The 25,692-nt window shown below is 67.0% G+C and carries 23 protein-coding genes; 3 read left to right on the top strand and 20 right to left on the bottom strand.

From position 1 onward, the window contains the following. Window positions 1–115: 115 nt before the first annotated feature. From WFI54_RS11845 to WFI54_RS11750, 20 genes are all read right to left on the bottom strand, one after another. Entirely contained in the window at window positions 116–763 is a 648-nt protein-coding gene (locus WFI54_RS11845; protein WP_336653000.1) for a hypothetical protein, read from the bottom strand. An 84-nt stretch (window positions 764–847) separates the two neighbouring features. Further along, entirely contained in the window at window positions 848–1,627 is a 780-nt protein-coding gene (locus WFI54_RS11840; RefSeq protein ID WP_336652999.1) for a cysteine hydrolase family protein, read from the bottom strand. Between the two features lie 129 nt (window positions 1,628–1,756). Further along, window positions 1,757–6,679: a helicase-related protein gene (locus WFI54_RS11835; protein ID WP_336652998.1), complete on the bottom strand. Its 4,923-nt coding sequence runs from the start codon at window positions 6,677–6,679 to the stop codon at window positions 1,757–1,759. After that, window positions 6,619–7,224 (bottom strand): hypothetical protein, encoded by a 606-nt coding sequence (locus WFI54_RS11830; RefSeq protein ID WP_336652997.1) that lies wholly within the window; start codon window positions 7,222–7,224, stop codon window positions 6,619–6,621. The genes WFI54_RS11835 and WFI54_RS11830 overlap by 61 nt, the downstream gene beginning before the upstream one ends. A 212-nt stretch (window positions 7,225–7,436) precedes the next feature. Beyond that, on the bottom strand, window positions 7,437–7,817 hold the full coding sequence (locus WFI54_RS11825) for a hypothetical protein (RefSeq protein ID WP_336652996.1): 381 nt from the start codon (window positions 7,815–7,817) through the stop codon (window positions 7,437–7,439). A 10-nt stretch (window positions 7,818–7,827) separates the two neighbouring features. Beyond that, complete coding sequence (locus tag WFI54_RS11820; RefSeq protein WP_336652995.1) at window positions 7,828–8,631, bottom strand: hypothetical protein; 804 nt, start codon at window positions 8,629–8,631, stop codon at window positions 7,828–7,830. A 137-nt stretch (window positions 8,632–8,768) separates the two neighbouring features. Beyond that, the gene (locus WFI54_RS11815) at window positions 8,769–9,506 is read right to left on the bottom strand and encodes a hypothetical protein (protein WP_336652994.1); all 738 of its coding nucleotides are present in this window, start codon (window positions 9,504–9,506) and stop codon (window positions 8,769–8,771) included. 80 nt (window positions 9,507–9,586) lie between these two features. Next, window positions 9,587–10,009, bottom strand: coding sequence for a hypothetical protein (locus WFI54_RS11810; protein WP_336652993.1), 423 nt, complete (start codon window positions 10,007–10,009; stop codon window positions 9,587–9,589). Then, window positions 10,002–11,840 (bottom strand): type IV secretory system conjugative DNA transfer family protein, encoded by a 1,839-nt coding sequence (locus WFI54_RS11805; protein WP_336652992.1) that lies wholly within the window; start codon window positions 11,838–11,840, stop codon window positions 10,002–10,004. The genes WFI54_RS11810 and WFI54_RS11805 overlap by 8 nt, the downstream gene beginning before the upstream one ends. Continuing rightward, window positions 11,840–12,328: a hypothetical protein gene (locus WFI54_RS11800; RefSeq protein ID WP_336652991.1), complete on the bottom strand. Its 489-nt coding sequence runs from the start codon at window positions 12,326–12,328 to the stop codon at window positions 11,840–11,842. Before WFI54_RS11800 ends, WFI54_RS11805 begins: the two co-directional genes overlap by 1 nt. Next, window positions 12,325–13,809: a hypothetical protein gene (locus WFI54_RS11795; protein ID WP_336652990.1), complete on the bottom strand. Its 1,485-nt coding sequence runs from the start codon at window positions 13,807–13,809 to the stop codon at window positions 12,325–12,327. Before WFI54_RS11795 ends, WFI54_RS11800 begins: the two co-directional genes overlap by 4 nt. Window positions 13,810–13,827: 18 nt before the next feature. Beyond that, entirely contained in the window at window positions 13,828–15,318 is a 1,491-nt protein-coding gene (locus WFI54_RS11790; protein ID WP_336652989.1) for an SCO6880 family protein, read from the bottom strand. Then, the gene (locus WFI54_RS11785; protein WP_336652988.1) at window positions 15,315–16,559 is read right to left on the bottom strand and encodes a hypothetical protein; all 1,245 of its coding nucleotides are present in this window, start codon (window positions 16,557–16,559) and stop codon (window positions 15,315–15,317) included. Before WFI54_RS11785 ends, WFI54_RS11790 begins: the two co-directional genes overlap by 4 nt. Window positions 16,560–16,562: 3 nt before the next feature. After that, window positions 16,563–16,826, bottom strand: a complete 264-nt coding sequence (locus WFI54_RS11780; protein WP_336652987.1) for a hypothetical protein — start codon at window positions 16,824–16,826, stop codon at window positions 16,563–16,565. Between the two features lie 129 nt (window positions 16,827–16,955). Beyond that, entirely contained in the window at window positions 16,956–17,600 is a 645-nt protein-coding gene (locus tag WFI54_RS11775; RefSeq protein ID WP_336652986.1) for a M23 family metallopeptidase, read from the bottom strand. After that, the gene (locus WFI54_RS11770) at window positions 17,585–18,490 is read right to left on the bottom strand and encodes a hypothetical protein (protein ID WP_336652985.1); all 906 of its coding nucleotides are present in this window, start codon (window positions 18,488–18,490) and stop codon (window positions 17,585–17,587) included. Before WFI54_RS11770 ends, WFI54_RS11775 begins: the two co-directional genes overlap by 16 nt. Beyond that, entirely contained in the window at window positions 18,490–18,987 is a 498-nt protein-coding gene (locus WFI54_RS11765) for a hypothetical protein (RefSeq protein WP_336652984.1), read from the bottom strand. The genes WFI54_RS11770 and WFI54_RS11765 overlap by 1 nt, the downstream gene beginning before the upstream one ends. Then, on the bottom strand, window positions 18,980–19,618 hold the full coding sequence (locus WFI54_RS11760; protein WP_336652983.1) for a hypothetical protein: 639 nt from the start codon (window positions 19,616–19,618) through the stop codon (window positions 18,980–18,982). The genes WFI54_RS11765 and WFI54_RS11760 overlap by 8 nt, the downstream gene beginning before the upstream one ends. Window positions 19,619–19,645: 27 nt before the next feature. After that, the gene (locus tag WFI54_RS11755) at window positions 19,646–23,203 is read right to left on the bottom strand and encodes a DUF7507 domain-containing protein (RefSeq protein WP_336652982.1); all 3,558 of its coding nucleotides are present in this window, start codon (window positions 23,201–23,203) and stop codon (window positions 19,646–19,648) included. Beyond that, window positions 23,196–23,618, bottom strand: a complete 423-nt coding sequence (locus WFI54_RS11750) for a hypothetical protein (RefSeq protein ID WP_336652981.1) — start codon at window positions 23,616–23,618, stop codon at window positions 23,196–23,198. Before WFI54_RS11750 ends, WFI54_RS11755 begins: the two co-directional genes overlap by 8 nt. Before the next feature lie 559 nt (window positions 23,619–24,177). Here WFI54_RS11750 and WFI54_RS11745 point away from each other — a divergent pair. The 3 genes from WFI54_RS11745 (at window position 24,178) to WFI54_RS11735 (ending at window position 25,615) form a co-directional block, all read left to right on the top strand. Further along, the gene (locus WFI54_RS11745; RefSeq protein ID WP_336652980.1) at window positions 24,178–24,504 is read left to right on the top strand and encodes a hypothetical protein; all 327 of its coding nucleotides are present in this window, start codon (window positions 24,178–24,180) and stop codon (window positions 24,502–24,504) included. Then, window positions 24,501–24,860, top strand: a complete 360-nt coding sequence (locus WFI54_RS11740; protein ID WP_336652979.1) for a hypothetical protein — start codon at window positions 24,501–24,503, stop codon at window positions 24,858–24,860. The genes WFI54_RS11745 and WFI54_RS11740 overlap by 4 nt, the downstream gene beginning before the upstream one ends. Before the next feature lie 416 nt (window positions 24,861–25,276). Continuing rightward, complete coding sequence (locus WFI54_RS11735; protein WP_336652978.1) at window positions 25,277–25,615, top strand: hypothetical protein; 339 nt, start codon at window positions 25,277–25,279, stop codon at window positions 25,613–25,615. Window positions 25,616–25,692 lie beyond the last annotated feature (77 nt).

The following is a 25,692-nucleotide window of genomic DNA, read 5'->3' as shown; positions in this document are numbered from 1 at the left end:
CCGGGACCCTCAGGGGGTTGGGTCGTCTGGGTGGCGGGCCAGACCTCTGTGAGACCGGGCACGCCATGCAATGCGGCTTCTGCTTCGTGGTCCAGTGTGGTCAGGTCGAGGTGTTTCATCGCAGCTCCTGCAGTAGCTCGTGGAGGATCCGATTGGCTTCGCGCAGCTCGCGGGCTCGCCCCCAATCGGCGAGGTCGGCGGCAAGGGCCGCCTTCCCTACCTCATGATCGGTATCTACGCGCAGGCGCACATTGTTGCCGCGCCCTTCCTGCAAGAGATAGTCGTTCACGAGTCCGTCGAGCACGTCCGCGCAGACATACCCCTCGACGACGTCGTCAGCGACCATCCCGGATCCCGGCGCACCCACACCGGACAAGCGGAGGCGCGGATCCGCGCGCAGATCCGCGACATCGGCCTTGTGTGCGGAGAACTCACGCAGTGCGGCGCGTGCAGCAACCTTGCCCGCCAGCAACCGCGCCGACTCAGGAGCAGCCTGCAACTCCGCCAGGTGCTTCCTGATCCGAGCCCGCTCAGCGTCTCGTGCACCTTCCGCCCGCCGGCCTTCGAGTGCTGCGAGGAGAAACCACGCCATACGTTCGGACAAGGGGCGGGCGGCACGCGGCTGCCAAGCCATCGCCATGTCGTCGAGCATGATTGCCCCGCCGTCAAGCACCTCCGCTGGGATCGCTCCCGAGCGCACGAGCGCGTAGGCTCGCCCGCGGCTGATGCCCTTCTCTTTCGCGAATGCGCTCACCCTCTTCATAACACTAGTGTACACGAGTGTTCACTGCAGTGTGAGGCTGTCATGCGGCGTTCAGAGCATGTTGGTGCCGGCGCGCCGGCTGATCTACGCCTGGCGGTGTCGGCCGGTGAACCAGCCGCCGCGGCGCTTGCTCGACAGGGCCTCGGCGCGCGCCACGAAGTCGGCTGTGCTCTCCGAGTTCGCGTAGAGCTTCCGGATGCTCTGCAGCGCGTTCTGGTGACGTGCCGGGCTCATCGCCGCCATCGCGTCGTCGATGAGGCTGACCCGGTACCCGAGGTCGGCGAGATCTCGCACGGACGTGCTGATGCACTGGTCAGTGTAGAAGCCGGCCATGAAGACCTTGTCGACGCCGAGGTTTCTGAGCACCTGGTCGATCTGGGTTCCCACGTGGACCCCGGAGCACGTCTTCGTGAGAACGATCTCGCCTGCCACTGGGGTCGCTTCGGGGAGGAACGCCGAGTCGGGTGACCCGGGCGGGTAGAGCATCCCGGCCGCCTTGTGCAGCGCACCAGTGTCTTCGGCGCCGGGCAGCATCGCTTGGATGCCGACGTGCACCACTCGGACTCCGAGCCCCCGGCAGGTGGCCAGCACCGCGCTGACGTTGTCGAGGGCGGCTTGGAGGTGCGCGTCCATCACCTCGAGCACCGGTTCGACGGTCTCGTCGTAGAGGCCGGCTAGCACGAGGGAGTCGCGGATCGCTCGAGTGGTGAGGTGCTGCTGCGCGTCGACGACGACGAGCGCGGTGTCGGCAGGGTTGAGCGGCAGCGCGTCGGCGTAGCCGACTGCTCCGCGCGTGCCGTAGTATCGGTCTACGAGCGCGTCGACGTCCGCATCGGTCGCGGTGGGGCGTGGGGGAGTGCTCATGCGTCAGGGGTTCCTTACGGCGTCGTCGGTACCTCCATGTTGCCAGCCCGCATGTCACCGTCCCGTAACAGAACGAGGACGGGGGCGGCAGGTTCCCCCCGCAGCCCCCGCCCGGGCCGTTGCGTCAGCTCACATCGTGGGCGCGTTCACCGTCTGCTGCTCGGCGGTGTGGTGGAGGGCGGCGGCAGGCTCTGCTTCCGGCTGCGGCGCTACGGCCGCGGCTTCTGCTTCAAGCTCGCCCACCAGCGCAGCAAGCCGCTGTACCTTCTCGGCGAGTTCCGCCTTCTTCGGCCACGGCTCCGACTCCAGCTCCCGCAGCTCCACCACCTCACTCTGCGACGTGGCGAGCTGCTGCCGGAGATCCGCGAGCTCGTCAGGCAATGCCCGTGCCCGCGACTCGAACCCCTGCGACAGCATCGACAACTCGCCCTCGAGCGCACGCGACCAGAGCATCTGGTACTTCATCGCGTTGATCGTCCTGCCGGCCTGGAACACGACGAGCGGATCGGTCTTGTCGTTGGCGTTCCACTTGAGCTGTGCGTCCCATTCGAGGCCCGCGATCGCCACGGTGAACTTCAACGGGGCCGGGTAGCCGGCGCAGTGCGGGCCGAAATACTGCAACTGCTCGCGAGCGCGTACGAGCTGGGTGCGGAACGCCTGCCCGAACTCCTTCCTCTCCCGATAGCGGGGCGCTTCCGCCCAGCTCGACGGGGTCACCCGCCCCTCGAACGCGTCACCTCGTGTGTCGACTACCTTCGACGCGAGCGTTTCGACGACCTTCACGTCGTGTTCCAGCACCTTCGACTGCTGCTCGATCATCGCGCGGCGCGCTTCGATCGACCCGATCTTGCGCTGGTGGCCACGCTGCTGACGGGATAGCTTCAACGTCTCGTTGCGGAGGTCCGCGACCTCGAGGATTCGCATGTCGCCGGCAGCGATCGCCTGCATCTCCGCGAACTGCAACGCCATCTCCGTCGAGTTGTCCACCTCGCGCACGTCGAGCCGGCCCGTGAGCACCTGCTCGATGAACTGCGCCTTCCGTGCGAGCGTGCCCCACATGTACGAATCGAACGAGCCTTCCGTGGCGTACCGGAACAACCGCACCTGGTCGTTCTGGTTGCCCTGCCGGATGATGCGCCCCTCCCGCTGGGTGACATCGGCGGGCCGCCACGGAGCGTCGACGTGGTGCAGCGCGATCGCGCGCGCTTGCACGTTCGTGCCGACGCCCATCTTCTCCGTCGACCCGAGGAGCACCTGCACGCGGCCGTCACGGCACTGCTGGAACAATTCGGCCTTCGCCTGGTCGTTGCTCGCTTCGTGGACGAAGCGCACCTGTGAAGCCGGCACGCCACGGGCAATGAGCTGCGAACGGAGCTCCGTGTAGGCATCCCAACGCCCCTCAGCGGGGGTGCCAAGGTCGGAGAACACGATCTGCAACGCCCCCCGGTTGGGGGAGAGCTCGCCCCATTCGTCGAGGTACTCACGGTCGTGGTTCTCGTCCCAGACCCGGTACACGTGCTCTGCGACGACGTCGATCTTCGTGCGTTCGTGTTCGGCAGGGCCGGCCTCATCCATCAGGCGAGCGTCCAATGCGAGCGCACGCCCGTTCGACGTGATCTTGAGCATGTTGTCTTCGGTGGGGTCCACCCGCCCGTCACGCACGTCTTCGCCACGCTGGATGAGATCGGCCATGCCGGCCGCTTGCGCTTCCGTCGGGGCGACCACCACCAGCTCCGGCGCCGGCCTACCATCGCTGTTCAGCGCCTGCCCGGGGACGGGAAGCGCGAGATCGGCCTGCGTCTTCACATCGCCAGGCACATGCCACATGCGCAGCAGCTCGGGCACGTTGCGGAACTTCGTCGTGCGGGTCTTCACCTGGAACCCACCACCGTTCGGCTTCGCCTCCACCGCGGTCGCCTGCTCGGTGAACTGCTGCGCCCAGTCGTCGGCCGCGTACACCTGCGCGTCGCGCAGCAGATCCGGGCGCAGGTAGCGCATCATCACGTACATCTCGATCATCGAGTTCGGCAGCGGTGTCGCCGTCGCAAGCGTCACCACCCGCGACTGGCCCAGGTGCTCGCGGTAGTACCAGAGCTTCATATCGAGATCGGTCGCACGGTTCGCGCCCTTGCTCTTCGCAAGGTCCGACACCTTCGTGATGACCGTGAGGTTCTTGTACTTGTGCGCCTCGTCGACGCACAGATAGTCGATCCCGGTCTCCTCCCACGACACCCCTTCATCCTGGGGGAGATCGATCATCTCCTTCAGTCGCTCCTGCTGCGTCGCGATCTGGCTCTCCAGCCGCTTCACCGACTTCTCAGAGAGCGCTGAGTCGAGCTTCGCCCGCAACACCTCCTCCATCTCGTCCAGCCGCTGCTGCGCGAACACGCTCTTGGACGCACCGAGTCCGATGCGCTCGAACGCTGAATGGGTGAGGATCACCGCGTCCCAGTCGCCCGTCCGAGCGCGCGCGACGAACAGCTTCCGCCCGTTCCTCGATGCGGTCGTGGCGATATCGTCGCTGCCGGCGGCGAGCACCTTCGCGCGCGGGTAGATCTGCTTGAACTCGCGAGTGAACTGCTCCAGCATCTGGTTCGGGACGATGATCGCGGGCTTCTGCACCATGCCCAGGCGCCGCAACTCCATCACCCCCAGCACCATCTCGGCGGTCTTCCCTGCCCCGACTTCGTGGAACAGGCCGGTCGCCGGCTCTGCGAGCATCCGTGCGACCGCGGCGTGCTGATGCGGGCGCGGCGTGAAGGTGGCCGCCTTCCCCGGGAACGACAGCTGCACCCCATCGTAGGAGCGCAGCGTGATCCCGTTGTAGAGATCGTTGTAGCGCTCCTGCAGGCGCACCACCCGCTCCGCGTCGGACCACAACCAGTCCTGGAACGCCTCGTGCAGTTCGCCCGCACGCTCCTGCAGCGTCTCGGTGGCGACCTGGTCGACGAACGATGGACCGTCCTTGTCGGGGCGGTAGGTGACCTCCAGAGAACGTCCGTTCATCACCCGGTCGAACACCTCGGTGGCGCGCAACGACTTGTGATCGCCCTCCACACCCCACTTGCCCTCGGCGGAGTCTACGGGACCGCGGGCGAGGCGGAACCGCCATTCCCCGTCGATGCGTTCGATCGCATTCACTTCGTTCTTCAGCTCGTGCTCGATGAACATCGACACGTCGTCGACGGGCACCCAGCCGGCACCGAATTTCACGTCGATCTCCGCCGGCCCCACCTCTTCGGGGATGACCTGCTCGATCGCGTCGAGGTGACGCTGGAAGGTCGCGTCGGCCGCCGTGAGCTCACGCACCACCTTCCGCTTCTGGCGCACGTTCCCCGATAGGAACTCGGCCGCGGGAATGTACGTCTCCTGATCGTCGGGGTCGAGGAACACGAGGTCGCCCAGAAGGTCCGGCACGGACGCCTCGTCAACGTCGAGCAGCTCGGCAACGAGCGGCACGTCGACGCGGCCGACACGGTCGAGCGATACCCGGATCGCGTCCTCGGGGGAGTCGACCTGGTACACCTCCGAGGTCGCCCCGACGACGCGCTCGGTGAAGATCGTCGCCTTGCGTGCCTCACCGGTGTCCTCGTTGTAACGCTCGAGCGCGACCACGGTCGCGAAGTGCGGATCCTGCCGCAGCGCGCGCACCGCGGCCGGGTAGCGGCGGATGATGCTCGGATCCTTCCCCGCACGCTCCCGCACCGTCACCGACACGCGGTTCACCGGCCCGTACTTCGCGACGTACTCGTCGTACACGGTGCCGAGCGCCTGGCGCAGCTCGGCGATCGCCGGGGTGTCGTCCCGAGTCGCGGCTTCGGCTTCCAGCAGCTTCACCGCGGCGTCGCGCATCCGCACCAGGTGCATGAGCTCCCGCACAGCGTTCTTCGGCACGTTCACCGGCTCAAGCCCGTCCGCACCCACCTGGGTGAGTAGCCCCGTCTCATCGTCGAAGCTGAGGTGCCCGATCACCAGTTCGGGATCCTGCACCACGCGTGCGACCGGCCGGTCGGTGACCGTCTGTCCTTCGGCCTGCCAGACGCGGCCGCGCGCGATCGCGTCGTCGACGATGCGGCCCAGCGCCCGATCCAGTGCCGGCGCGATCGCCACGGCGGACGGATCGGCGGCCGTCACCGACAGTTCGGGGCCGAACTGGCCGACACGGGTGTCGAGATCTCCGAGCACCATGTCGGGGTGGTCCTCGAAGTAGGAGTTGATCGCGGCCGTGCCGGCGGCGCCGTCGACGTCGACCGTGCGCAGCCACGACGGCTCACCCTCAGGCGCGTCTCCGAGGTGCCGGCGGAACACGAGCACGTCGATCGTGGCGTCGGTGCCGGCGATCTCGCCGTGCGCGCCGCGCGGCATCCGCACCGCACCCAGCAGCTCGCCGTGCTTCGCGATCTCGCGGCGAGACCGCTCGCTCTTCCCATCCATCGTCCACCGCGACGACATCACCATCACGATCCCGCCCGGCTTCACCTGCCGCAACGACTTCACGATGAAGTGGTTGTGCAGCGACAAGCGCGCCTCGTTGTAGGCCGGATCGTAGAGCCTGGTCTGCCCGAACGGCACGTTGCCGATCGCGAGATCGTAGCCGTCATGGGGGAGGAACGTGTCACCGAACGACTCGTTCACGATGTTCGCGCCCGGGTTCAGGAGGCGGGCGACGCCGGCCGTCGTCGGGTCCAGCTCGATGCCCGTCACCTCATGGCCGGCGCGGGCCTGCCCGATGAAGTTGCCCGTCCCGCACCCCGGCTCAAGCACCCGCGCCGTGGCGGGGACCCCGAGTCGGTCAGCGGCCTCCCACATCGCTGAGACGTAGTCCGGGTGCGTGTAGTGGGCGTTCAGGATCGTACGGCGGGCCGCCGTCCACTCCTCCTCACCCCACAGCTCCTGCAGCGCTGCACGATCCGCCTCGTACTTCGACGAGCGCGGATCGAACAGCTCAGGCGTCGCACCCCAGCCAGGGAACCGGCGCAGCTCGTCAAGCTCTACTTCTGAGGGTGCGCGGCCTTCACGAAGAACTCGCTGGAGAGTGCGGACCGCAGACACTCCGCCGCCCACCCGGGAGACGCCTCCGGCTCCTCGTCCAAGAACCGGCACACGTTCAGCAGGATCGCCGCCTGCGCCAACGACACCGGCGTCTGCGAGTAGCCGTGCCTCGTCGCGGTCTCGTCCGCCCACGCCGTCAGCTTCTTCTGCAGCTCCGGCAACGCCCACAGCGCCTGATCGTCCGCCCTCGGAAGATCGAACGGACCCTCGCTCAGCACGTCCGGGGACGTCTCCGTCCCGTCCTCGAAGCGGGCCACGTGCTCCGCGTCGATCTCCCGGAACGCCGGCACCGTCGCCGCGCTCTGCACCCGGATCTCGTTCCGGTGCAGGAACCACAGCACCATCACCGCTGAGGGCATCTCGGTCAGATCCTCCACCCCAACGCCCAGCTGATCCAGCCACGTCAGCGACGCCTCGTACTCGTCCCTCGCCGCCAGCTCCCGCAGCACCATCAGGTCGTTGTTCACCTGCCCAACCCGCTCCAAATAGCTCTCCGTCACCGGCCACGACTCCTGCAACGTCGCGAGCTGCTCCTGTTCGATCATCATCGTTCCCTTCCGTTCCTACCGTCTCGAACATGCCCCACAGATCGAACTCCATCTGCGTGTCCGGCACGCGCTGCTTTCTCCTGGCCATTCTGGCTTCCCCCTCCGACATTTCGCAGACCGATACCCCCACGAAGCCGGCCGCCGCGCACCCCACGCACACGAAAACGGGGCCGCACCCGAAGGCGCGACCCCGCTGTGTGCGGCGACCGTCAGCTGTACGACGGCGCCGCGAGCAGCTGCCGGTCCTGCTCCATCTGCTGCTGCCGTTCGATGGTGAGCGTCGCGTACGGGTCCGCTCCGAACGCCCGGACGTACACCGCGGATTCCTCCCATGTGTCGGGGCGTTGCCCCTCCGGCGTTACGAGCGTGGTCACCAGGTATCGGTACTCGGTCGCGCCCATCATGCGCGGGCCGCCGGTGCGAAGCCGCGCCAGGAACTCTTCCTGTGAGCGGGACTCGTCAGCCATCGCCGCGAGGGTGCGCACCGCTTCACGGTCCAGTCGCCCTGCCTTCACCAGCTCCTCCGTGCGATCGGTGAATTCGAGGTAGTCGAGCTGTTCGGGAAGCGTCCGCTGCGCCTGTTCGCTCATGCGTCGGCCCTCACATCGCCGGCGCCGCGGCCGCCGGCTGCGCCACCTCGTGGCGCGCCTGCTGCACCGCCGCCCATGGATCCTGCGGCACCTGCGCCTGATCCGGCACCGGCGCGGGTGCGGCCTGCGTCGCGGCCTCGTTCCGCGAGAGCGCCCGTCCGGTTCCGGCGTGCTCGTCGATCACGCTCGTGAGGTACAGGCCCACAGCCGGCGCCGCACCGTACTCGGCGACGATCTCGCGCACCTGGCCCGGCTTGTCCTCCGGCGGCGTGTTGGTGTCGTCCCAGACCGCCAGCAGCATGTTCCCGGTCTGCTCGTCGATGTGGCGCTGCTCGAACACCTCACCCAGCCGAGTACCGAACATCTGTCGGTACTGCGCGGCCCGCTCCAGGTCGGCCTCCGCATCGACATCCTGCGACGCCTCCTGGGTGGCGGTCTGCTGCACGTCGCGGCTCGCGCGCGGAGTGCGGTCGATCGTGAACTCCCGCTTGCGCGGGTTGACCGAGACCGCGTCGACGAACAGGTCGATCGAGTCGTACTTCTTCCCGTCGACCTCTTTGGTCCGATTCCGAGTCGTGCCCCACAGCAGCAGCGGGTCGCCGTTCTGCAGCGTGTCACGCACCCAGTCCGCATCACGACCGGAGAACTTCGCCTGGTACCAGATAGCCTTGCCATCGCTCCACTGGCCGGTTCCGGGATCCTGCACACGCTTCTGGTCGACGACGTCGACGTAGAACGCCTGCTGCTTGTCATCGGTGGCCTCGAAGTAGCGGCCTTCCGCCATTTTGCCCAGGTTCGCCTTGATCAGTTCCATGATGATGCTCCGTTCCATCTCGGGCGGGCGACCACTTCGTCCACCTCACCCCACGAACACCACCCCCGCGCACCTCACACACGAAAGCGGGGCCGCACCCAACCGGGTGCGGCCCCGCTTCGCTCAGCCTCAGAGGGCTACATCGACATCGACGGCGCTTGGTGTGAGGCATCCAGGTGGGGCGTCTGAGCCTGCGGCCATGCCGGGGCCGGGTACTCAGCGTTGGCCTGTTCACGAGTCAGGGCACTGCCAGGGGCGTCGTACTCGTTCACGACGCTGAGCAGATACGCCTGATCTGCCTCCGACGCGCCGGACCCAGCCAGAACGGATTCCACCTCACTGCGGACCTTGATCGGATCATCAGAATGGTCTCTCATGATGTAGTTCACCTGCTGCGCGTCGATGTTATTCAGCACCTCGTGTGCACGGTCGTGCATCATCTCCTTCAAGCGCTGACCCGCGAGCTGATAGCTGTTGGTGAACGTTGCGGTCGGTGAGATCCCTCGCTCCTTCGCGAGGTCAGTGAGGCGAGCGAAGTCTGCGGCATCATCCCTACCTCTTTCGAGTGCATCCGTCCAATGCTGGTTCCACGGCTGGGTGCCATCATCATCGGAGGCGTTCAACCTGTCCCATCCCGTCTCGTATACCTTGTCGAGGTAGAGCGGGATCGCGAAGTCCTCGGGCTCGAAACCGTTCGGTTCCTCTCGTTCCATCAACGAACGGAACTTGGCACTCTCTACACCGGTCTTCACCAGGTGGTCGTGGAGCTCGAGGTAGGTGTCGCGCCCGAGCTGTTCCGGGATCGCTTCGAGCCCTGCTCGGCACTCCTCCAGGAACTTGAAGTCCTTGACCAGGTCTGCGTTCAATCGGGTCATGATTCAGCCTTCTTTCTGTAGGAGGCCGAACCGCTCAGCCTCTCACCACTCGAAGTGGGATCGCGCGCACCCGCTACCGGTCAGAGGTAGTCGCGCAGCGACCGAGCACGCCGAGTCGGCGCCGGTCCGGCGTGCTCTGCCCGCACCACGGCCAGGGCGTGGTGGTTCGCGAGCTCGCGGGGGAGACGCCGCCATGACCGGGATGATTCGATCAGCTCGTGTAACCGGTCGTGGCACTGCCGGCACAACGCCCATAGATCCTCGTGCGCCTCTTCTCCGAGGCGCACGTAGGTGTTGTGGTGGAGATCGCCGCAGCGCACTGTCCACTCCGTCCCGCACCCGCCCGCGCACCACAGGCTGTCAGTGCGGAGCCGTGCGGCCTCCTCCAGCGCCCACGCCTCCCGCCGGCGGAACCACTCGGGGGACTTCATGTATCCGTCGTAGAACGCCCGCCAGGCGTCCCTCCGGCCGGAGCGGATCGCCCAGGGACTCAGCTCACGCATGATCCCGGACCCCGCGTCGCGCTTTCCGGCGCTCAGCGTTGACATCCGGATGGGTGACGGCGCTGAGTCGCTCCGCGAATGGTGAAGCTTCCCGCATCCGGTTCGCGAGCGTCACCTTGTCCTCGTTGCAGCGCGCGAATGCGGGGTTCTCGTTGAACGGGGAGAGCTTCGGGATCACCGGTTTCAGGTTGCGGTAGAACAGCAGCGCGTACCCGCCAACCATCTCACGGATCTCGCTCGGTTCCAGGATCGATCGCTTCTCCTCACTGACCTGAATCGAGGCCGGCCCGCCACCCCAGGAATGGGACTCGCGGCGCGTCCAGAGTTCACCGATGAGGTTCGAGAGCTTCCGCAGCTCTTCCTCGTCGCTGCCACCGGGGAGGACGATCTTCGCGACCGCCGCATCCCACATCGTTTTCGCGTTCTCAGCACCCCACTGGGCCAGCTGCTCCTTCGACTGGAACACCGCCACCACGACGCGGCCGCGGCCTCCGCCGGCGGTGACGATCTCGTAGAGGCCCTGGTACTCGAAGTTGCCGAGCTCGTCGAGGATGTAGCTCACCGGCGGGTCGACCCGGCCACCGGGGGAGGCGTCCGCGAGGCCTTTCGTGACGTAGTCGAGTTCTGCCAGCAGGCCGTCGATGATGCGGGTGTACCCGCCCGTGGTCTGCTTATCGCCCACCATGTAGAGCGTCTGCTTCTCGAGCACGAAAGCCACCGGATCAAACCCCTTACCCGTCTCGGGCATCAGCCACTTCCGGGCGGAGCGCGACTCGAGGAACGCGAGCACCGTGGGGAGCACACCCCACTGGCTCGTGCGCTGCTCAGGCGGCGTATTGATGACCGACTCCAGATGTCGGGCGTGCTCCAACAGTCCGTCCGGGTGCTCACGGATCGCGCGCACCGCTTCCAGGGCGCGCTGCGGGTTCGACACCCAATCCCAGATCTTGTCCACACCCACCTCCATGCAGGCGGCTGCGTGGAACAGGTGCGCGGCGAGCTGCTGACCGAGGGTGTCCCAGTGGCCGCCGTTCGACGTCGACCCGGAGAACGAGTCTGAAGGGATCAGGGAACGGACTCGGCGGATCAACACGCTCTCGTCGACGCAGCCGGCGACCGGATCCCAGCGGATCACGCGGCCGAGATCTTCCCCGCCTTCGATGCCCGGGGCGAGCACCCAGCACTTCGATCCCATGCGTTCGCGTTCGAGCATCGTCATCTGCGCGTTGTCCATCTTCGACGACGTCGTGATGAGCGCGCCCGGCGCCGACAGGATCCAGTTCAGGATCAGGAACCAGCCCTTGCCCGACCGGGACGGGCCGATCACGATCGTGGGATCCTCCACCCTGAGCCACAGGTCGATGCCCCAGAACGACCCCACCCGGTACCCGCAGTCAGAGGGTCGCAGGTGGTTCCGGTCGATCATGGGGCGCAGGTTCGGGCCGCGCACCTTCACGAGCTGCTTCTCGCTGAGCTCACGGTTCACATCGGTCAGCGGGGCGAGCCCTTCCTTCCGCTGCGGATCCTTCCGGTGCCGGTGGACCACGACCCCGACAAGGATGCCCAGGGCGGCGGCGGCCAGGAGGAACAGTCCAACCAGCGCCCAGTGGATGAACCCGGGCACGCTCGCGCCCGTCACCACTGTGGGGTCAGGCTGCCCCCACAACCCCACGAGTTCGGGCATCGAGATCGAACGGTCTGAGAACTCAGCCGGGTTGGTGAACGCGATAGCGAACAACTGCGGGAGTGCTACCAGGCCGCCGGCTGCGATGAGGATCGCAGCGAGGGCGGCCTGCCACGGCAAGGTCGACCATTTCAGCTTCGGCACCATCAGACCATCACCTCCACGCCCGGAACTGCCCGTGCGATCGACTCGTACATGAGAGTGCCGGCCCGAGCGACGAACGACAGCTCGTCGACGACGGGGCGCGCGTGGCGACCCAGCCCGTGCGCGGCGTATTCTCCGAGATCCGCGGCAATGGGTGCGCTCAGGCTGAGGAACTCGCCCAGTTCCTCCACATGCGGGGTGCGCTCGAGGTATCGGCCGGCTGCCTTCACCGCCCGCACCGCGGGCGAGGGGACACGCAGCGGCATCTCCTCGCAGAGTTTCGTCGTCTGCTCGGACCACGCGAGGTACACCTGCACCCGGTCAGCGCCGCCGAACTCGCTCCCCATACCGGGTTCGGTGAGCCGCACGCTGACGAGACCGGTCACATCCATGTACAGCTTCCACAGCTCCGAGAACGCGGGATCCTCAGGCCCCGGCGTGGTGTTCAAACCGTGCCGGAAGTCCCGGTACAGGTCTCTGATTCCGCTCATGCCGCACTCATCTCCTCCGCGAGCTCACGCTCGCGCTCACGCATCTGCTTGTCCGTGTCGAACAAGGCTTTTTCCCACTGCGTCGACGTCGGATTTCCGTCGACGACATACGAACCGGACTTCATCTTCACGAGGAACTGCCCACGGCTCAGACCACCGATCGCGGCCGCCTCAGCTTTCGTGAACATCTTCCGGGCGATCGCGTCGTCGAGTGTTTCCTCGTTCTGCCAGAACGAGATCCGGTTCGCGTACCCGCGGAGCAGGCTCTTCGCGAGCTCACGCTCCTGGGAGCCTTCCGGCCCGACCGCGTCGAAGTCGCCACCCTCATGGACGATCAGCACCATCAGGACGCCGTACTCGCCCGACAGCTTCAACTGCCTGAGCTGCGCCTCCAGCGCCGGCCGGGTTCGCATGTCCGCCCACCCCTCCTCACGGATGAGGAGGTACTGACGGTGCGCCTGCTTGTTGGAGATCGTGTTGAACACCCACGCGTTCGTAACTGCTTGCGTGACCGCGAGAGCCTGGTCGCCGCGCTGCCCGATCGCGAAAGTGTCGATCACCGTGTACGGGGAGTCCGGGTCGAGTGCGATCGAGGAGTCCATGTCGAACATGCCGCCCAGATCGCCGTGCACCAGGCGCCGCAACCCGTCCCGCAGATCGTTCGCATCGGTGGGCTGGAAGTACCCGTCCTGCGCGGTCAGCAGCGCGGGGGAAGCGATCGTCTCCCACACGGCGCGCACCGTGGGCCGGCCCCCGCTGGTCTTTTCGACTTCCTCAAGCGCCCATTCGAGGATCGTCATCTCACGTGCGATGAGCGCCCGGCCCCCGGGAGTGAGAAGGCTCGCAATCTGCTGCAGAACTGAAACCCGCGCCGCACGCACCCGGGCCAGATAGTCCCGCTCCAGTTCACCGGCACGCCGTTCGGGTGCTTCGAGTGGGTTCAGTCGAATCTCCGACCCGAACACGCCCATCTTGAACACGTGCCCGCCGATCGCTTCCGCGACCACACCGTGCTCACCCTTCGAGTCAGACGTGTTGATCGCGTACCGGCCGAACTCCACCAGCAGCGCCAGCAGGCGCTTGATGAAGAACGACTTCCCCTGACGAAGCGACCCTTGGATGAGCAGGTTCGGGGACGCCACGAGTCCGAGCAGGTACAGCTCGTACGGGTCGAACGTGAACGGGCGCCCACTGTTCCTGTCGATCCCGATGATCGGGCCAGCCGCATCATGCACGTCGGCGGCCGAGAACGTGTTCGCCGCGGCGATCTGATGCCCAGTCGCACGATGCCACGGCCGCCGAATCGGGAACGACCAGAACCCCGGCCGGTACTGCATCGGGCTCAGCACCGGAAGCTTCTCGATCTCCTCTTTCGCCTGCTGCTCGTCTTCGCGCAGCGCCCCAGAATAGATCCTCTGCAGCGCCCTGCGTTCTTTGCGGCTCAGCCCGGACTCTTCGAGCGTGAGCAGTTTCTTCGCCACGGTGATTCCCCCTCGGCCTTACTGCATTCCCAGACCGCACGGGTACGCGACGTTCATCAGCGCTTCCGCCTGCTGCCACGGCATCGACCGCGGCTCCAACCCCGTCGCGGAACACGCGTTACGGATCGACGCGGCCTCCTGCTCGAGCGTGTCCGGCGAAGTTGCCGTAACCGTGAGATAGGCGGAGAACCGCAATTCGCCTTGACCGGCAACCAGGTCCGCTTCCTGCTGCTCCAGCGCCACCCAGTCAGCCTCGTCACTCTTCGAGGTAGGCCGGCCTGATTTCTGCCGGATCCCATCGTTCGTGATCCAGGTGCGCTTCTGCTCGTCGATCTTCTTCATCGCGGCACCGATCTGGACCGGCTCACCGACGAGCATGAACGTCTGCCGCACCGGCTTCCCGGACTGCTGGCGTGATTGGATCAGGCGAGACATGAACCCCGGGTACGTCTCATACCGGGGCCACTCCTGAATCCAATACGTACGATGCCAGGCCGAATCGGTCTCCACCACGGTGCGATGCTCGTCGATCAGCATCGGCGCAGCCGATTGCGGGTCCACCCCCTCCCACATGCCGCCGATGCGAGCATCCACACCGGCTTGCGACACCGGGTCGATCAGAGACCGCCCCCACGCCGCCCACTCGCGTGCGTTCATCCACACGGTGCGGGTGAAGGCGGCGTTGTAGAGCGCATCAGTGGTCGTCGCGATCTCCAACTCGGCAACCTTCAACATGCCCGCCTTCTCGCTGCGCTCGCTCTTCACGAGCGCTTTCACCTCACCCGTCAGCTTGAACGTGATCGAGATCACCGAGGTGTGCCGCACGACCGACTCATCCGCGAGCTCCAACGCCTCCTGGTAGGACTCGCTCACGCCACCAATCAGATTCCGCGACCGCTCCTCGAAATACTTGCGCTCCAGGGCAATCGTTCCCGGCCGCACCTGTTCCAGCAGCGCGATCCGGGTGATGTGCTCCTTCTGCGTGAAACTGCCCAGCACCTTCGACCAGTCATAGATCAGCCCCTCACGGTCTTCCTCCGACAGGGTCGACGGGGCGTCTGACTGAGGCATCCCGAGCCCATAGGTCGCGACCACGCAACACACGGTCGCTGTCGCCTTGCTCGCGTCCCACACCACGACCTCGCCACGCTCAGTCTCGTACAGGTGGATGCGTCCCTCCCGGCCCGGCAAATCCATCGCCGATGTCGGCGTGATCTTCTTCTTCTCGGGGCGAGCCCGATACGTCGTAGCGCCCATCATCTTGCGCAAGATTCCTCCCACCTCTCGAAGTACATGTGTGATCAGTGACTGCCCATGCCGGCGCAGCAGCCCCAACGCGGCCAGCGGCGCCCACAGCGCGATAGTGCTCAGCAGCCCCAACAGTCCCTCGCCGATCACGGAGACCGCACCGATCAGCACGGCAACCGCCAACGCGACAAAGCCCGCCCCGTCGATCCCGTTCACCACGCCCTGCGTGGGGAGGCGGGAGAACTTCACCGTGGAGGTCATCGTCGCGGCTCCCGCGGAACCTGCGGTGCCGGCCGCTCACTCGGCCGCGGCGGCGGCTTCGGCGTCGATGACGGCTTCGGCGTCGCCGGCGCCTCACGCGTGCCCTGAGACGGAGTGGACGGCTTCCCAGTCTTCCCAGGCTTCCCCCCCTCCAGGCGACCCGTCGAAGCGGGGCCTTCACCAGGTCGAGACTGGGCCGACTTCCCGCCGCCACCGTCCCCCTTCGGAGTCTTGGACGACCCATTCGAGTTGGCCGACTGCCGGGGAGCGGCGCTGGGGGCTGCGCCCCGACCACCACCGCCACCCTTCGGGATGCGGCGAGTCACCGAGGAGATGACCTGCTGCGTTTTCTGAGACGACTGGCCTGCCGCACGCTGACCAATATCATCGCCACCGCCGCCGGCGCCCATCCACTGGAAGAACCCGTATGCGAGCACCGGCATGAATGCACTAATCACGAACCCAATCGCCAACGACAGACCGGCACTCGACCAGATCGTCTCCGTGTCGCGGAACCCGGCCATGACCAAGGCGACCGTGCCGAGAATCAGCGGGCGGGCGAGCGCCATCGCAGCCACTGCACTCAACCAGCGCCTGAACCACTCGTCTTTCGCGCCACGCGCCGGCATCAGGGCAAATGCGAGCGGGCCGAACGCAATCAGGATCATCAGCACGAAATCGCGGAATGCCATAGCGACGGCGATGAAGAGCATCGCGATCGCCATGATGACGATCGTCACCAGCATCCGGCCAATCGGCGGCGCCACCAGAGCCATCCCTGAACCATAGGAAGCCTCGGCCTGGAACAGCGATTCGATCATCTGCCCGAAACCCTCGGCACCGGTCAGACGGGCCAGGATCCCGTCTGAGAAGTCGTCAATGGCTTTGAGGCCTTCGCCGATGAAGAAGTACGAGAAGTAGAACGCGGGCAGTGATGCGAATGTCGCGAGAAGGGTGCGTTTGATCGTGTCGGGGCGTTGCATCAACGATCCGCCGGCAATCCCCACGGTGAAGGTGATCGCCATGACGATGATCGCCATGCCCAGCCACTGACCGGCCTCACCAGTCGCGGCCGTCCACAGGCTGCTTTCCGGGCTGAAGCCCTGCCCGCCGAGCGCCACACCGGCAAGCCAGTTGGTGGCGTCGGCCGCCCAGTTCGCCTGCTGTTCGTACGAGGCGCAGAGCAGATCCCCGAACGAGCATTTGAAGTCGACGAGCTTGTCTTCAGCCCGGAGAATCATCGCTTAGATCCCCCAGTCGAAGCCCACGAGGAACTGGAAGATCCCCGAGATGCCGCCCAGCGCGGTCACCCCCGCGGCAACCCACAGCACCGACTTCGACGCGGCATTCTGGATGCCCTGGTTTCCGAACCCCTTGAAGGCCAGGGCCACGAAGCAGAAGACCAGCGCGAGGAACGTGACCATCAGCGAGATTCCCAGTACCCAGGACAGGATCTGGGTGAGGCCGGCCGTTCCTGGTGCCGAAAAATCGGGACTGATATCAGGCATGGTGTGAAGTCCTTTCATGAGGTGACGTTCTGTCACCTGCACGAAGGCACACCCCGCGCACCCGACAATCAGAAAGGGCGGGGTCGACCCGATGGGTCGACCCCGCCCTCAGATGCGGACGCAGAGAGTTCAGGGATTCCCGATGAACAGGAACGGGTTCACATCCGGGTTGTAGTTCCGATTCGTTGACGCGAGCGTGAAATGCGTGTGCGGGCCGCTCGTGCACCCACTCATCCCCGACAGCGCCACCGTCTGCCCCGCACGGACCGCGACCCCCTCCATGATTCCGAGCGACGCAGGAGACCCCGGCCGGATGTGGTTGTGCGAGCTGTAGAGCGTACGCCCGTTGTAGTTGTGCTGGATGATGACCGTGGAGTTCTCACCCCGCCACCACGACGGAATCACCCGGCACACTCCAGGCACCGGCCCACCATCGCCGCCGGCCTTCACGACCACGCCCGCGAAGGGCGCGTACAAGGGGCCACCGTCAGCTGTGACCAGGTCGATGCTGAACCCGTCGTGAAAGCCCTGCGCGATCCCGCGCTGAGCCGACGGCCACGCCCACCCGTTCGCCCCGACCGGCCCATCATCCGCCGACGGCGGGCCGAGCTCCAGATCATCGCCCCCGCCCAGGACGGCCGCGAGCGTCGCCGTGGCGGCACCGGTTCCCGCGATCGCGAACAACGCACCCACAACCCCCACACCGGCAGAGCGCATCACCGCACGGCGAGACGCCTTCGCCGCGAGAGCCTTCGCAATCAGCGGCGCGGCCATGTCACCGGGAAATCGCTGTCGAGCGTGTACGCCACCCCGCACACCCCACCGTCCGCCGGCGCATCGCACCAGACCGCGAAATGGGCCGGATGCAGCGGGCTCGCAGACGCGGTACCCACCTGAGAGTTCTCCACATCAGACAGCACCCACCAGTGGGTGAGTGTCGCCCCCGGCGTATCCGGCTGCATGTCCGTCGCGTCCTTGAACATCGGCAGCACCGACGGATCAATCTCAGCCATCTCAGCTTCGCCCACCACATGCTTCGGCTGCGCCTTCCAGTAGTGATCCGGGAGCAAAGTGAAGTTGTCGTACACGCCCCCATTCGCCAGATACCACCACGTGTACCGCTCTGGGTTGTCCTGCATCGCCCACGCAGCAACCTGCTGCTGCATCACCTGCGAAGGCGGCCAGTAGTAGCGCTGCGTCTCCTCGAACGGCTGCGACTCAATAAGGGTGTGGATCTGACCTTCCGGCCCGATGTAATCCGGCGACGGCTGCGTCATGCGCGCGATCGCCGTATCGAGGAACTCCTGCCGGGTGAGCTTCGAAAACTCCACCGAGAACGCCACCGCAGCCGCCCCCGCCGCGGCCTCCGCCGGGTCCGTGGTGACCGGCATAAGCGCCATACCGTTCTCATCCAGCTCGACGTCGAACTCGAAGCCAGCATCCTCCGACTCTTCACCTCCAGGCTGGGCACCCGTCCCTGGCAGTGCAGACGACGGCTGCCCCGGTTTCCCTGCCTCCGATTCCACGCGCGCTTGATCGTCACCGCCGAAAGACGTCACCCAACTGATCGACGCGGCAACCGAGATAATCACCAGCAGCGCCGCAACCACCATCACCAAGCGTCGACGACCCGCAGGCATCGACATCCACCAGCTCTTCACCATCACTCCGCCTCTTCCTTCGTCCACATCTCTAGAGCCTTCTCCAGGTACTGGAACGCTTCGACTTCCCACGTTGCTGCTCGAGCGTCGTCTTCGGCCACCCACGGCTGCACCGGCGTATCCATGTGCTCCGCAGCGTTGCAGCCCGACTGCGAAACCCACGACCGGAGCCGACCAAGCAATAGTTGCAACTGGTAGTGCACATCCAACGGCGCGTTCGGCGGCGCTGACTCCAGGAACTGCATCTGGTTTCGGTACTGGTAGAACGCCAGCAGCTCCTGAATCAACGGTTCGTGGCGGTACCAGCAGGGAGGAATGATCGCATCCGTGAGCCCATACCGGCGACATAACTCGGGCACCCACGAAACCAACACTTCCAAGATTTCGGTGCGCTCTTCCGCGTCCAGCCGCCACCAGTTGATCGGAGGCTCATAGCCCGGCTTCGCAGGACCCGCAGACGGCGCCAACGACTCCTTCGGCCGCTCTCCCCGCTCACGCATCACGGCGCTCCCTCATCCGCTGCGCACGACGATCCTGCAGCTGCGCCACCATCGAATCCGCCGCGCTCAGACCGGTAGAACGCGACCGCCGGCGGCGCACCGCGGCCACCAGCTGCCTTGCGACCGACGGCAGCTTTTCGTGCTCCACTTCACCGATGCGAACAAAGTCGCCCCACACCGCGTCACGCGCCCGCCACCGCTCGAACTCGAAATGTGGAACATGAATATGGCGAAGATTGGCATTTTCGCAGCGCAGGGTCACGCGACTGAGGCGCCGGGACCTGCAACTCGCGATCGTCAGGAAGGCAAGACCGATCAGCAACGTGATTACAGCAGCGCCACTTATCTCTCCGTTCAGAATCCAAAGGGCTGCTGCAGCACACACCGCCAAGGCTCCGAGGAACCACAAGGTCAGACGGTCGTCAACGCGGGAGATCTCGATCAGATCTTTGCCGCGCTTCACGCGGAACCCGCCCAGGCGGCGCAACTCGTTGTCGAGCCGGATGAGCCGGTTCATCTGTTCAGCGTGTTCGAGGATCGCCTGCTCGGTAGCCTCGCGGTCCTTGATCGTCTCGGCACGTCGCTGCATGGAGCGCTCGATTCTGGAATGGGTGGTGGTGTTGTGAGTCATATCTAGGGGATGCCGGAGGCCGCGCAGTCACGCCGCACTGCGCGTGCGACGGGCCATGAGGCGACGGATGCCGAGGGCGGCGGCGCCGGCGACGAGCAGGAAGAACGCCCACAGCACCGTCTCATCGCTCCCGGCCACGCCGGTGGTTGCGATCCTGACATCCGGTGCGGGGCAGCCGGGCTCGCCGCCTGTGGCGCACGGCACGGGCGGTGCGGTTGCCTTCACCGTGGCGGCTGCGGGCTCCGACGTGACGGGTACGCCGTGCACGGCGGTGGTTGCGGCTGCGCGCACGGCGTGGTCGACCGCGCCCTGTCCGGCGTCGCCGTCGATGACCGTGTACGCGGCGGTGCACTGCACGCTCACGCCGGGCGGCAGCACCGCAGCGGCATCCGCGCAGGCGAACACGGGTGCGGCCCCGAGACCGGTGAACTCGTCGACCGCGAGGGCGACGCCTTCGACGGTGACGGTGCCGGCGTTGGTGACCTCGGCGGTGTACGTCACGGTGTCGCCGACGAGCACGTCGGGGGTGGACACGGTGTGGGTGAGCGTGAGCTCGGGCTCTGCGGGGGAGTCGGCGACCGCCTGTGACGGCGACGACGACACCGAGACGTGCCGGGGCGAGATCCCGAGCACGGTCGCGGTGGTGTCGAGCATGCCACGGTCCACATCCGCCTGCGTCGCGACATAGCCGGCAGCGCAGTGCAGCTCCTCGCCCGGGCGCAGCGCGGTGCTGTCGCAGGCGATGTCGCCAAGCTCCCCGTCGCCAGTGAACTCAGCGTCGACGGCGAGATTCGCAAGGCTCACGTTGCCGATGTTCTCGACATCGAACGTGAACTTGAGCGCCTGTCCGGCCGCGAACCTGGACGTGGAGACGCCCGTGAGGAGCGCGACGGCCGGCTGCTGCACCGCGGGCACCGTGACGCCCTCGGCGCCCGACGCGACCGGCCCCGACGCCGCGGCGCCGTGCGCCTCGACGGTGCTGAGGATGTCGCCCCGGTCGATGTCGTCCTGGGTGACGACATACGACGCCGTGCACGTCGTCGACGCGGTCGGTGCGAGCACGTCGGTGTCGCACCCGACCTCAGGCGTCGCGGCGCCGGTGAACTCGTCGCTCGTCACGGCGAGGCTGCTGACTCCGAGGTTTCCGGTGTTGGTGAGCGTGTACTGGTAGTCGATGGTGTCGCCGACGGCCGCGTACTCGGTCTGCGCCGCGGCGCCGCGCAGCTTGAGCGCGGGCCGCTGCTCAGCAGTCACCGACGCCGAGCTCGCGCCCGCCTGGATCGTCGCACCCGCCGGCGTCGACGCCGATGCGGTCGCGGTGTTCAGGATGCTGCCGCGCTCCACATCGGCCTGCACCGACGTGTAGGTCGCCGTGCACGTCATCGACGCGGTCGGGGCGAGCACCGTGCCCGGGCACGACACCTCCGGTGCCGTCCCGGCGCCGGCGAACCCTCCCTCGTCGACCGCGATAGCGCTCAGCGTGGTGTTGCCTGCGTTCGTGACCGTGAAGGTGTAGTCAACCTCGGTGCCGGCGGTGTCGATCGACGTCGCCGCTGCGGCCTTCGCGAGTGTGAGCTGCTGCATCTGCACCGCCGGCACTACTGCGGCGGCCGCGCGCGCACTGATCGGCTCGGTGAGGCCCGCGGGCGTTGCCGTGGCGGTGCCGCCGAGCGCGACCTGGCCGCGGTCGATGTCGGCCTGCGTCGCGGTCGTCTGCGCCGTGCACGTCATCGACGCCGACGGTGCGAGTACCGTCTGCGGGCACGAGATCCCCGAGAGCGAACCCGCACCCGTGAACCCCTCGGCCGCAACGCCCACGCCATTCGCCGTGGTGTTGCCCGTGTTGGTGACCGTGAAATCGAAGCTCACGGCATCCCCGACGTTCGCGTAGCTCGTCGACGCCGGCGCCGCGCTCACAGCGAGCTGGTCGACGCGCTGCGGCACCGCCCGCACGGACGCCTCAGCGGTGATCGTGCCGGTCGTGGTGCCACTGGTCGCGCCGCGCCCGCTCGCCTGCACCTGGTAGTCGAGCGCAGCGACATCGATATGCGCCTGCGTGGTGGTGAGAGCTGCGGTGCACGTCATCGACTCATCGAGCGCGAGCGTCGACCGCGGGCACGACAGGCCCGCGCCCGCGCCGCTGCTCGGCGCACCCTCGGCGCCGACGCTTGAGAGGGGCACGTTGCCGGTGTTGCGGAGTACGACCCGGTACTCGAGATCGTCGCCGATGCTGTAGCCCGGCTTCGAGACCGTGGCCGTCGCGGTGAGGCCCGGGGTTTTCCGTTCGCACCCGGTCACCATGTCGGGCAGGCCGAAGATCGTCGAGGTGCCATTGGCCAGGGCGACCCCGTTCCCGAAGGAAGGCGCTGCGAGATCAGGTCCCCACACGCCGGAGAGGGTGCCCTGGAGCGAACCGGGCGACCAGAAGATGACCCCGTTCGGTCCCAGCTTCAGCGCCCCGCCGGAGCCGACCGCGTAGCCCGCAACCGCCGCCACCGGGGAGTTCGCGATCCACTTTCGCGACGCCCAGATCTGCGATTCGGTGCGATCCTTCACGTCGAACCGGATGAGCTCGCCATGCTGTCCTGGCGTGTACTCAAGGCTCGACACGTACAGGTGCCGGCCCGTGTCGGTGAACGCGGCCCCGTAGAGCGGCGCGTTCAGGCCCGTGTTGAACGCGGTGCGCTCGGTGACCGCACCTGTCGCGCGGTTCACCGTCGCCATGATGACGCGGCGCTGCTCCGCGGCGGTGATGGCCACCTGCGTGCTCCCGGCTGTGTTGTCGACGAAGATCGACGAGAACGCGGTGAAGGTCTCGGAGAGGGTCTGCGATTGCGGGGTCGTGCTGGTGGGGCCGGCGGCCTTGAACTCCCAGCGGTGCAGCTGACGGCTCCCATTTCCGAGCGAGTACACCCAGTACCCGTCGCCGGTCGCGTTGATCGTCGCCGCCAGCCCCTCACCGGCGACACCATCCCATCCGAGGCGGACGTTCTTCTGGATCATCTCGCCCAGGCCATTGTTCCTGTTCATGTCGACCACGGAGTAGTAGAGCGGCGCGCCCGCGACTCCCATTTCCGCCTCGTACCCCGTCGTCACGACGAAGTATCGGCCTGGGCTTCCCAGTGCCGGCATCGCCACCACCGTCTGTGCGGCGCTGTTCTTACCGAGCCCGCCCGCCGAGTTCTTCATGATCGCGCCCGTCCGGTCGTACACTTCCCGGCCGTTCGACCAGAACCGCAGCGCGCCTGTGGTGTCGGTGACCACCGTCGTACCCTCACCCGCGGTCCCGTTCGAGCTGATCGGGGTGAAGGGTGCCTGCCAGTTGCCGTCGGCCCCAAAATCGAGGCCGGCCTTGCTGCCGAAGTACCAGTAGCGTTTCGTCGCCCTGATTTCGGCAGGCGTGCACGCCTCAAGCCCGGCAGCCGACGCCGCAGCCGGCGCCGGCAACACCACCGCCGACGCGCTGCTCGCCCCGGCCGTCACCTGCAGCGTCGACGCGAGCACCACCGCAGACAGCACCGACGCCGCCCACCGCACCGCGCGCCGCCCGCGGCGCACGTTCTTCACCAGACCCCGATCACGCACGAACCATCGCCTCCTCATCCAGAACATCGAGCGCGCGATCGCGCAGCTCCAGCCACCGCTCCGCCATCTCCGGCGGCACGAACAGGTCAGCCCCGCCGAGCCCGGCCTCAGCGAGATCCACCTCGAACTCGCGCACGGCTCCATACAGCTCGAGCACGGCGTGGGTGCCCGACTTCGTCGGCCACGAGCGCCGCGGCGACCCGCTGATCGAGACCGTCGCCCAGTTCACCCGGTCACGGATCACCCTCCGCAACCGATCGCACTGCACCTGCAACTCACCCCCACGCCACACCAACTTCGCGGGGAACTGCGCAGGAAGCGGCTTCTCCCGCTTCGCCTGCAGAACGGACAGCGGCCACAACCGCGCGAGCGCGACGGGAACACGCGAGCTGCGCGCCCGCGGAGACGACTTCATGGGTGACGAATTCCTCATACCCCCACGAACCCGATATCCGCGCAGTCGACGCCGCGCCGAGCGCGCCGGTGTCGGTGACGCACAGGCTCCCGCCCGACGGAGCGCGCGGGAACCTATGGACACCGACATTTCGGGCCACCCGACCACAATGTGCACAGCCCAGCTCAGGCAGGGGCTCGCCTGCACACAGTGTGGACGGCCGGCACAGCAACACTGGGGCCGCACCGCGGCCCACCCCCAGCAGCGTCACCGCTTCACCGCCCCCATCCGGGTCCGGACCCCCGACACGGAGGCCGGGGATCTCTGACACCCGCAAGCGGGTGACTCACCCGGGCTACGCCCGCGCTCTATTGCCGGGAAGCAAGCGACAGGGTAGCGACACTGCACTCCGCCCGGTAGTCGCCGGCCAGCTCGTTCCTCACCGCCCTTGACGGTGCGCCCTCCCGCGTCTCACGCCGCGCGCGGGGCACCCCTCGACCACCAGGCTCCGCTCCGCGCCGCTGTCGGCGATTCTCGCCTCCCCGGCAAAAGAAACGAGGAGGAGGAAGGACAGCACACCATGACCACGAAGACCGCCGATGAGATCGCGGCCGCCACTCTCAAGCGCTACTGCGGTGACCGGCCCGACGAATGCGCCCACACCAGCAGTGACATCTCGGAGATGATCACCTACGCCCTCACCACCGACCGCGAACAGCGAGACCTCTACGAACTCATCGCGAAAGCGCTCGACGAGCGGGCCGAGAACGACTACGCAGGCTGGGCGGTGCATGCGGAGCCTGTGCACCGCGCCGCCCGGGCGATCCGTGACGGCGAGCAGGACGACATCTGGGATCGCTTCATCGGCCCCATGCTCGACCAGATCGAGACGGAGCTGGGACGATGAGCATCACCCGAGACGCCGGCGACGATCTGATCGTGCAGATCGCGAAGCTGCAGCAGAGCCTACGCGACCACCCGTTCCCCGCCCTCCAGGTGGAAGAAGTCACCGACGACGGCGAGACCTACACCGCGATCCGCTGCCCGAGGTGCGACAGCCTCGTCGACGCCGACGATCTCTACGCCGTCGACACCTGCGACCGGCAGAGCCCCGCCGAATCGCTCGACACCGACTGGGCACTCCAGCACCGGCGCGCCACATTCGGCGCGCATGACCTCGGGACGTTCGGGGAAACGCTCTACTACCTGCACGACACCCACCCGGTGAGCCTGCCTGACGGCTGGGATGAGGACTGGACCTAACCGACCCGGGGCCCCGCAAGGGGCTCCCGGCGGGCCGGGGCGCGACGGGGCCGCGCGCGAAGGGACCAGCCCCCTCGCACACCCCCGCCGTCCCCATCCGGGGCCGGACCCCGCCACAGAGGCCGGGGATCTCTGACACCCGCAAGCGGGTGACTCAGCAGGCGAAGCCTGCATTCATTTGCCGGGAAGCAAGCGACAGGGTAGCGCCGCTGCGCCTCCACGGAAGCCCGTCGGAGAATCTGCTCCGCAAGCTCCACAGACCCCCCGACCGCAGCCGCCTCGCCCGTCTCTCGCTCCGCTCGGCCGTGCAGGGCGACCACTCCAGCTTCCGCTCCAGCTCCGCACCGCTGTCGGCGATTCTCGCCTCCCCGGCAAAAGAAATGAGGGAGGGAGAACAACACCAAGGAGGTAACCCGATGGAGAAGCACACAGTTCCCGGGATCGGTGGCCGTGAGTTCGTCGTCACCGACGAGGCCGGCAACATCCTGAAAGCAGGCGACCAGGTGCACAACTTCCGGGGCGTGCCCGCCGTGCTCGAGCGCATCGCGGCCGTGCCCATGCCGGGCAGTAGCGCGAAGGTCACCACGAGCCTCGGCACCCACTACTGCGGCGTCTACAAGCTCACCGTGCGGATCGCCTCTGACCGTGGCGATCACGCCTGCACCGCCGACTGCTACACGCACATGCGCGACAACGGCATCCCCGACGGCTGCGACGTCGACGAGGCCTGGGCCGCGTACACCACCACCATCTGACAGGAGCCGCCATGCATGAGCAGATCTCACCCGAACTCGCCCTGATCCTTATCCCAGCGCTCTGGGCGATCGCCGCC

Origin of the sequence: Leucobacter sp. MMO-125 (assembly GCF_037148395.1) — a bacterium.
Classification (GTDB): domain Bacteria; phylum Actinomycetota; class Actinomycetes; order Actinomycetales; family Microbacteriaceae; genus Leucobacter.
Note: the sequence above shows the minus strand (reverse complement) of the source record. Positions and strands in the feature narration are given on the sequence as shown.

What these genes read in the sequence shown, in the direction of transcription:
- WFI54_RS11785 (WP_336652988.1), bottom strand. Translation starts at nt 16,559, where the DNA reads ATGATTCTCCGGGCTGAAGACAAGCTCGTCGACTTCAAATGCTCGTTC.
- WFI54_RS11735 (WP_336652978.1), top strand. Translation starts at nt 25,277, where the DNA reads ATGGAGAAGCACACAGTTCCCGGGATCGGTGGCCGTGAGTTCGTCGTC.
- WFI54_RS11750 (WP_336652981.1), bottom strand. Translation starts at nt 23,618, where the DNA reads ATGAAGTCGTCTCCGCGGGCGCGCAGCTCGCGTGTTCCCGTCGCGCTC.
- WFI54_RS11825 (WP_336652996.1), bottom strand. Translation starts at nt 7,817, where the DNA reads ATGAGCGAACAGGCGCAGCGGACGCTTCCCGAACAGCTCGACTACCTC.
- WFI54_RS11805 (WP_336652992.1), bottom strand. Translation starts at nt 11,840, where the DNA reads ATGGTGCCGAAGCTGAAATGGTCGACCTTGCCGTGGCAGGCCGCCCTC.
- WFI54_RS11820 (WP_336652995.1), bottom strand. Translation starts at nt 8,631, where the DNA reads ATGGAACTGATCAAGGCGAACCTGGGCAAAATGGCGGAAGGCCGCTAC.
- WFI54_RS11745 (WP_336652980.1), top strand. Translation starts at nt 24,178, where the DNA reads ATGACCACGAAGACCGCCGATGAGATCGCGGCCGCCACTCTCAAGCGC.
- WFI54_RS11770 (WP_336652985.1), bottom strand. Translation starts at nt 18,490, where the DNA reads ATGGTGAAGAGCTGGTGGATGTCGATGCCTGCGGGTCGTCGACGCTTG.
- WFI54_RS11815 (WP_336652994.1), bottom strand. Translation starts at nt 9,506, where the DNA reads ATGACCCGATTGAACGCAGACCTGGTCAAGGACTTCAAGTTCCTGGAG.
- WFI54_RS11840 (WP_336652999.1), bottom strand. Translation starts at nt 1,627, where the DNA reads ATGAGCACTCCCCCACGCCCCACCGCGACCGATGCGGACGTCGACGCG.
- WFI54_RS11800 (WP_336652991.1), bottom strand. Translation starts at nt 12,328, where the DNA reads ATGAGCGGAATCAGAGACCTGTACCGGGACTTCCGGCACGGTTTGAAC.
- WFI54_RS11780 (WP_336652987.1), bottom strand. Translation starts at nt 16,826, where the DNA reads ATGCCTGATATCAGTCCCGATTTTTCGGCACCAGGAACGGCCGGCCTC.
- WFI54_RS11830 (WP_336652997.1), bottom strand. Translation starts at nt 7,224, where the DNA reads ATGATCGAACAGGAGCAGCTCGCGACGTTGCAGGAGTCGTGGCCGGTG.
- WFI54_RS11790 (WP_336652989.1), bottom strand. Translation starts at nt 15,318, where the DNA reads ATGACCTCCACGGTGAAGTTCTCCCGCCTCCCCACGCAGGGCGTGGTG.
- WFI54_RS11845 (WP_336653000.1), bottom strand. Translation starts at nt 763, where the DNA reads ATGAAGAGGGTGAGCGCATTCGCGAAAGAGAAGGGCATCAGCCGCGGG.
- WFI54_RS11810 (WP_336652993.1), bottom strand. Translation starts at nt 10,009, where the DNA reads ATGCGTGAGCTGAGTCCCTGGGCGATCCGCTCCGGCCGGAGGGACGCC.
- WFI54_RS11765 (WP_336652984.1), bottom strand. Translation starts at nt 18,987, where the DNA reads ATGCGTGAGCGGGGAGAGCGGCCGAAGGAGTCGTTGGCGCCGTCTGCG.
- WFI54_RS11775 (WP_336652986.1), bottom strand. Translation starts at nt 17,600, where the DNA reads ATGGCCGCGCCGCTGATTGCGAAGGCTCTCGCGGCGAAGGCGTCTCGC.
- WFI54_RS11760 (WP_336652983.1), bottom strand. Translation starts at nt 19,618, where the DNA reads ATGACTCACAACACCACCACCCATTCCAGAATCGAGCGCTCCATGCAG.
- WFI54_RS11740 (WP_336652979.1), top strand. Translation starts at nt 24,501, where the DNA reads ATGAGCATCACCCGAGACGCCGGCGACGATCTGATCGTGCAGATCGCG.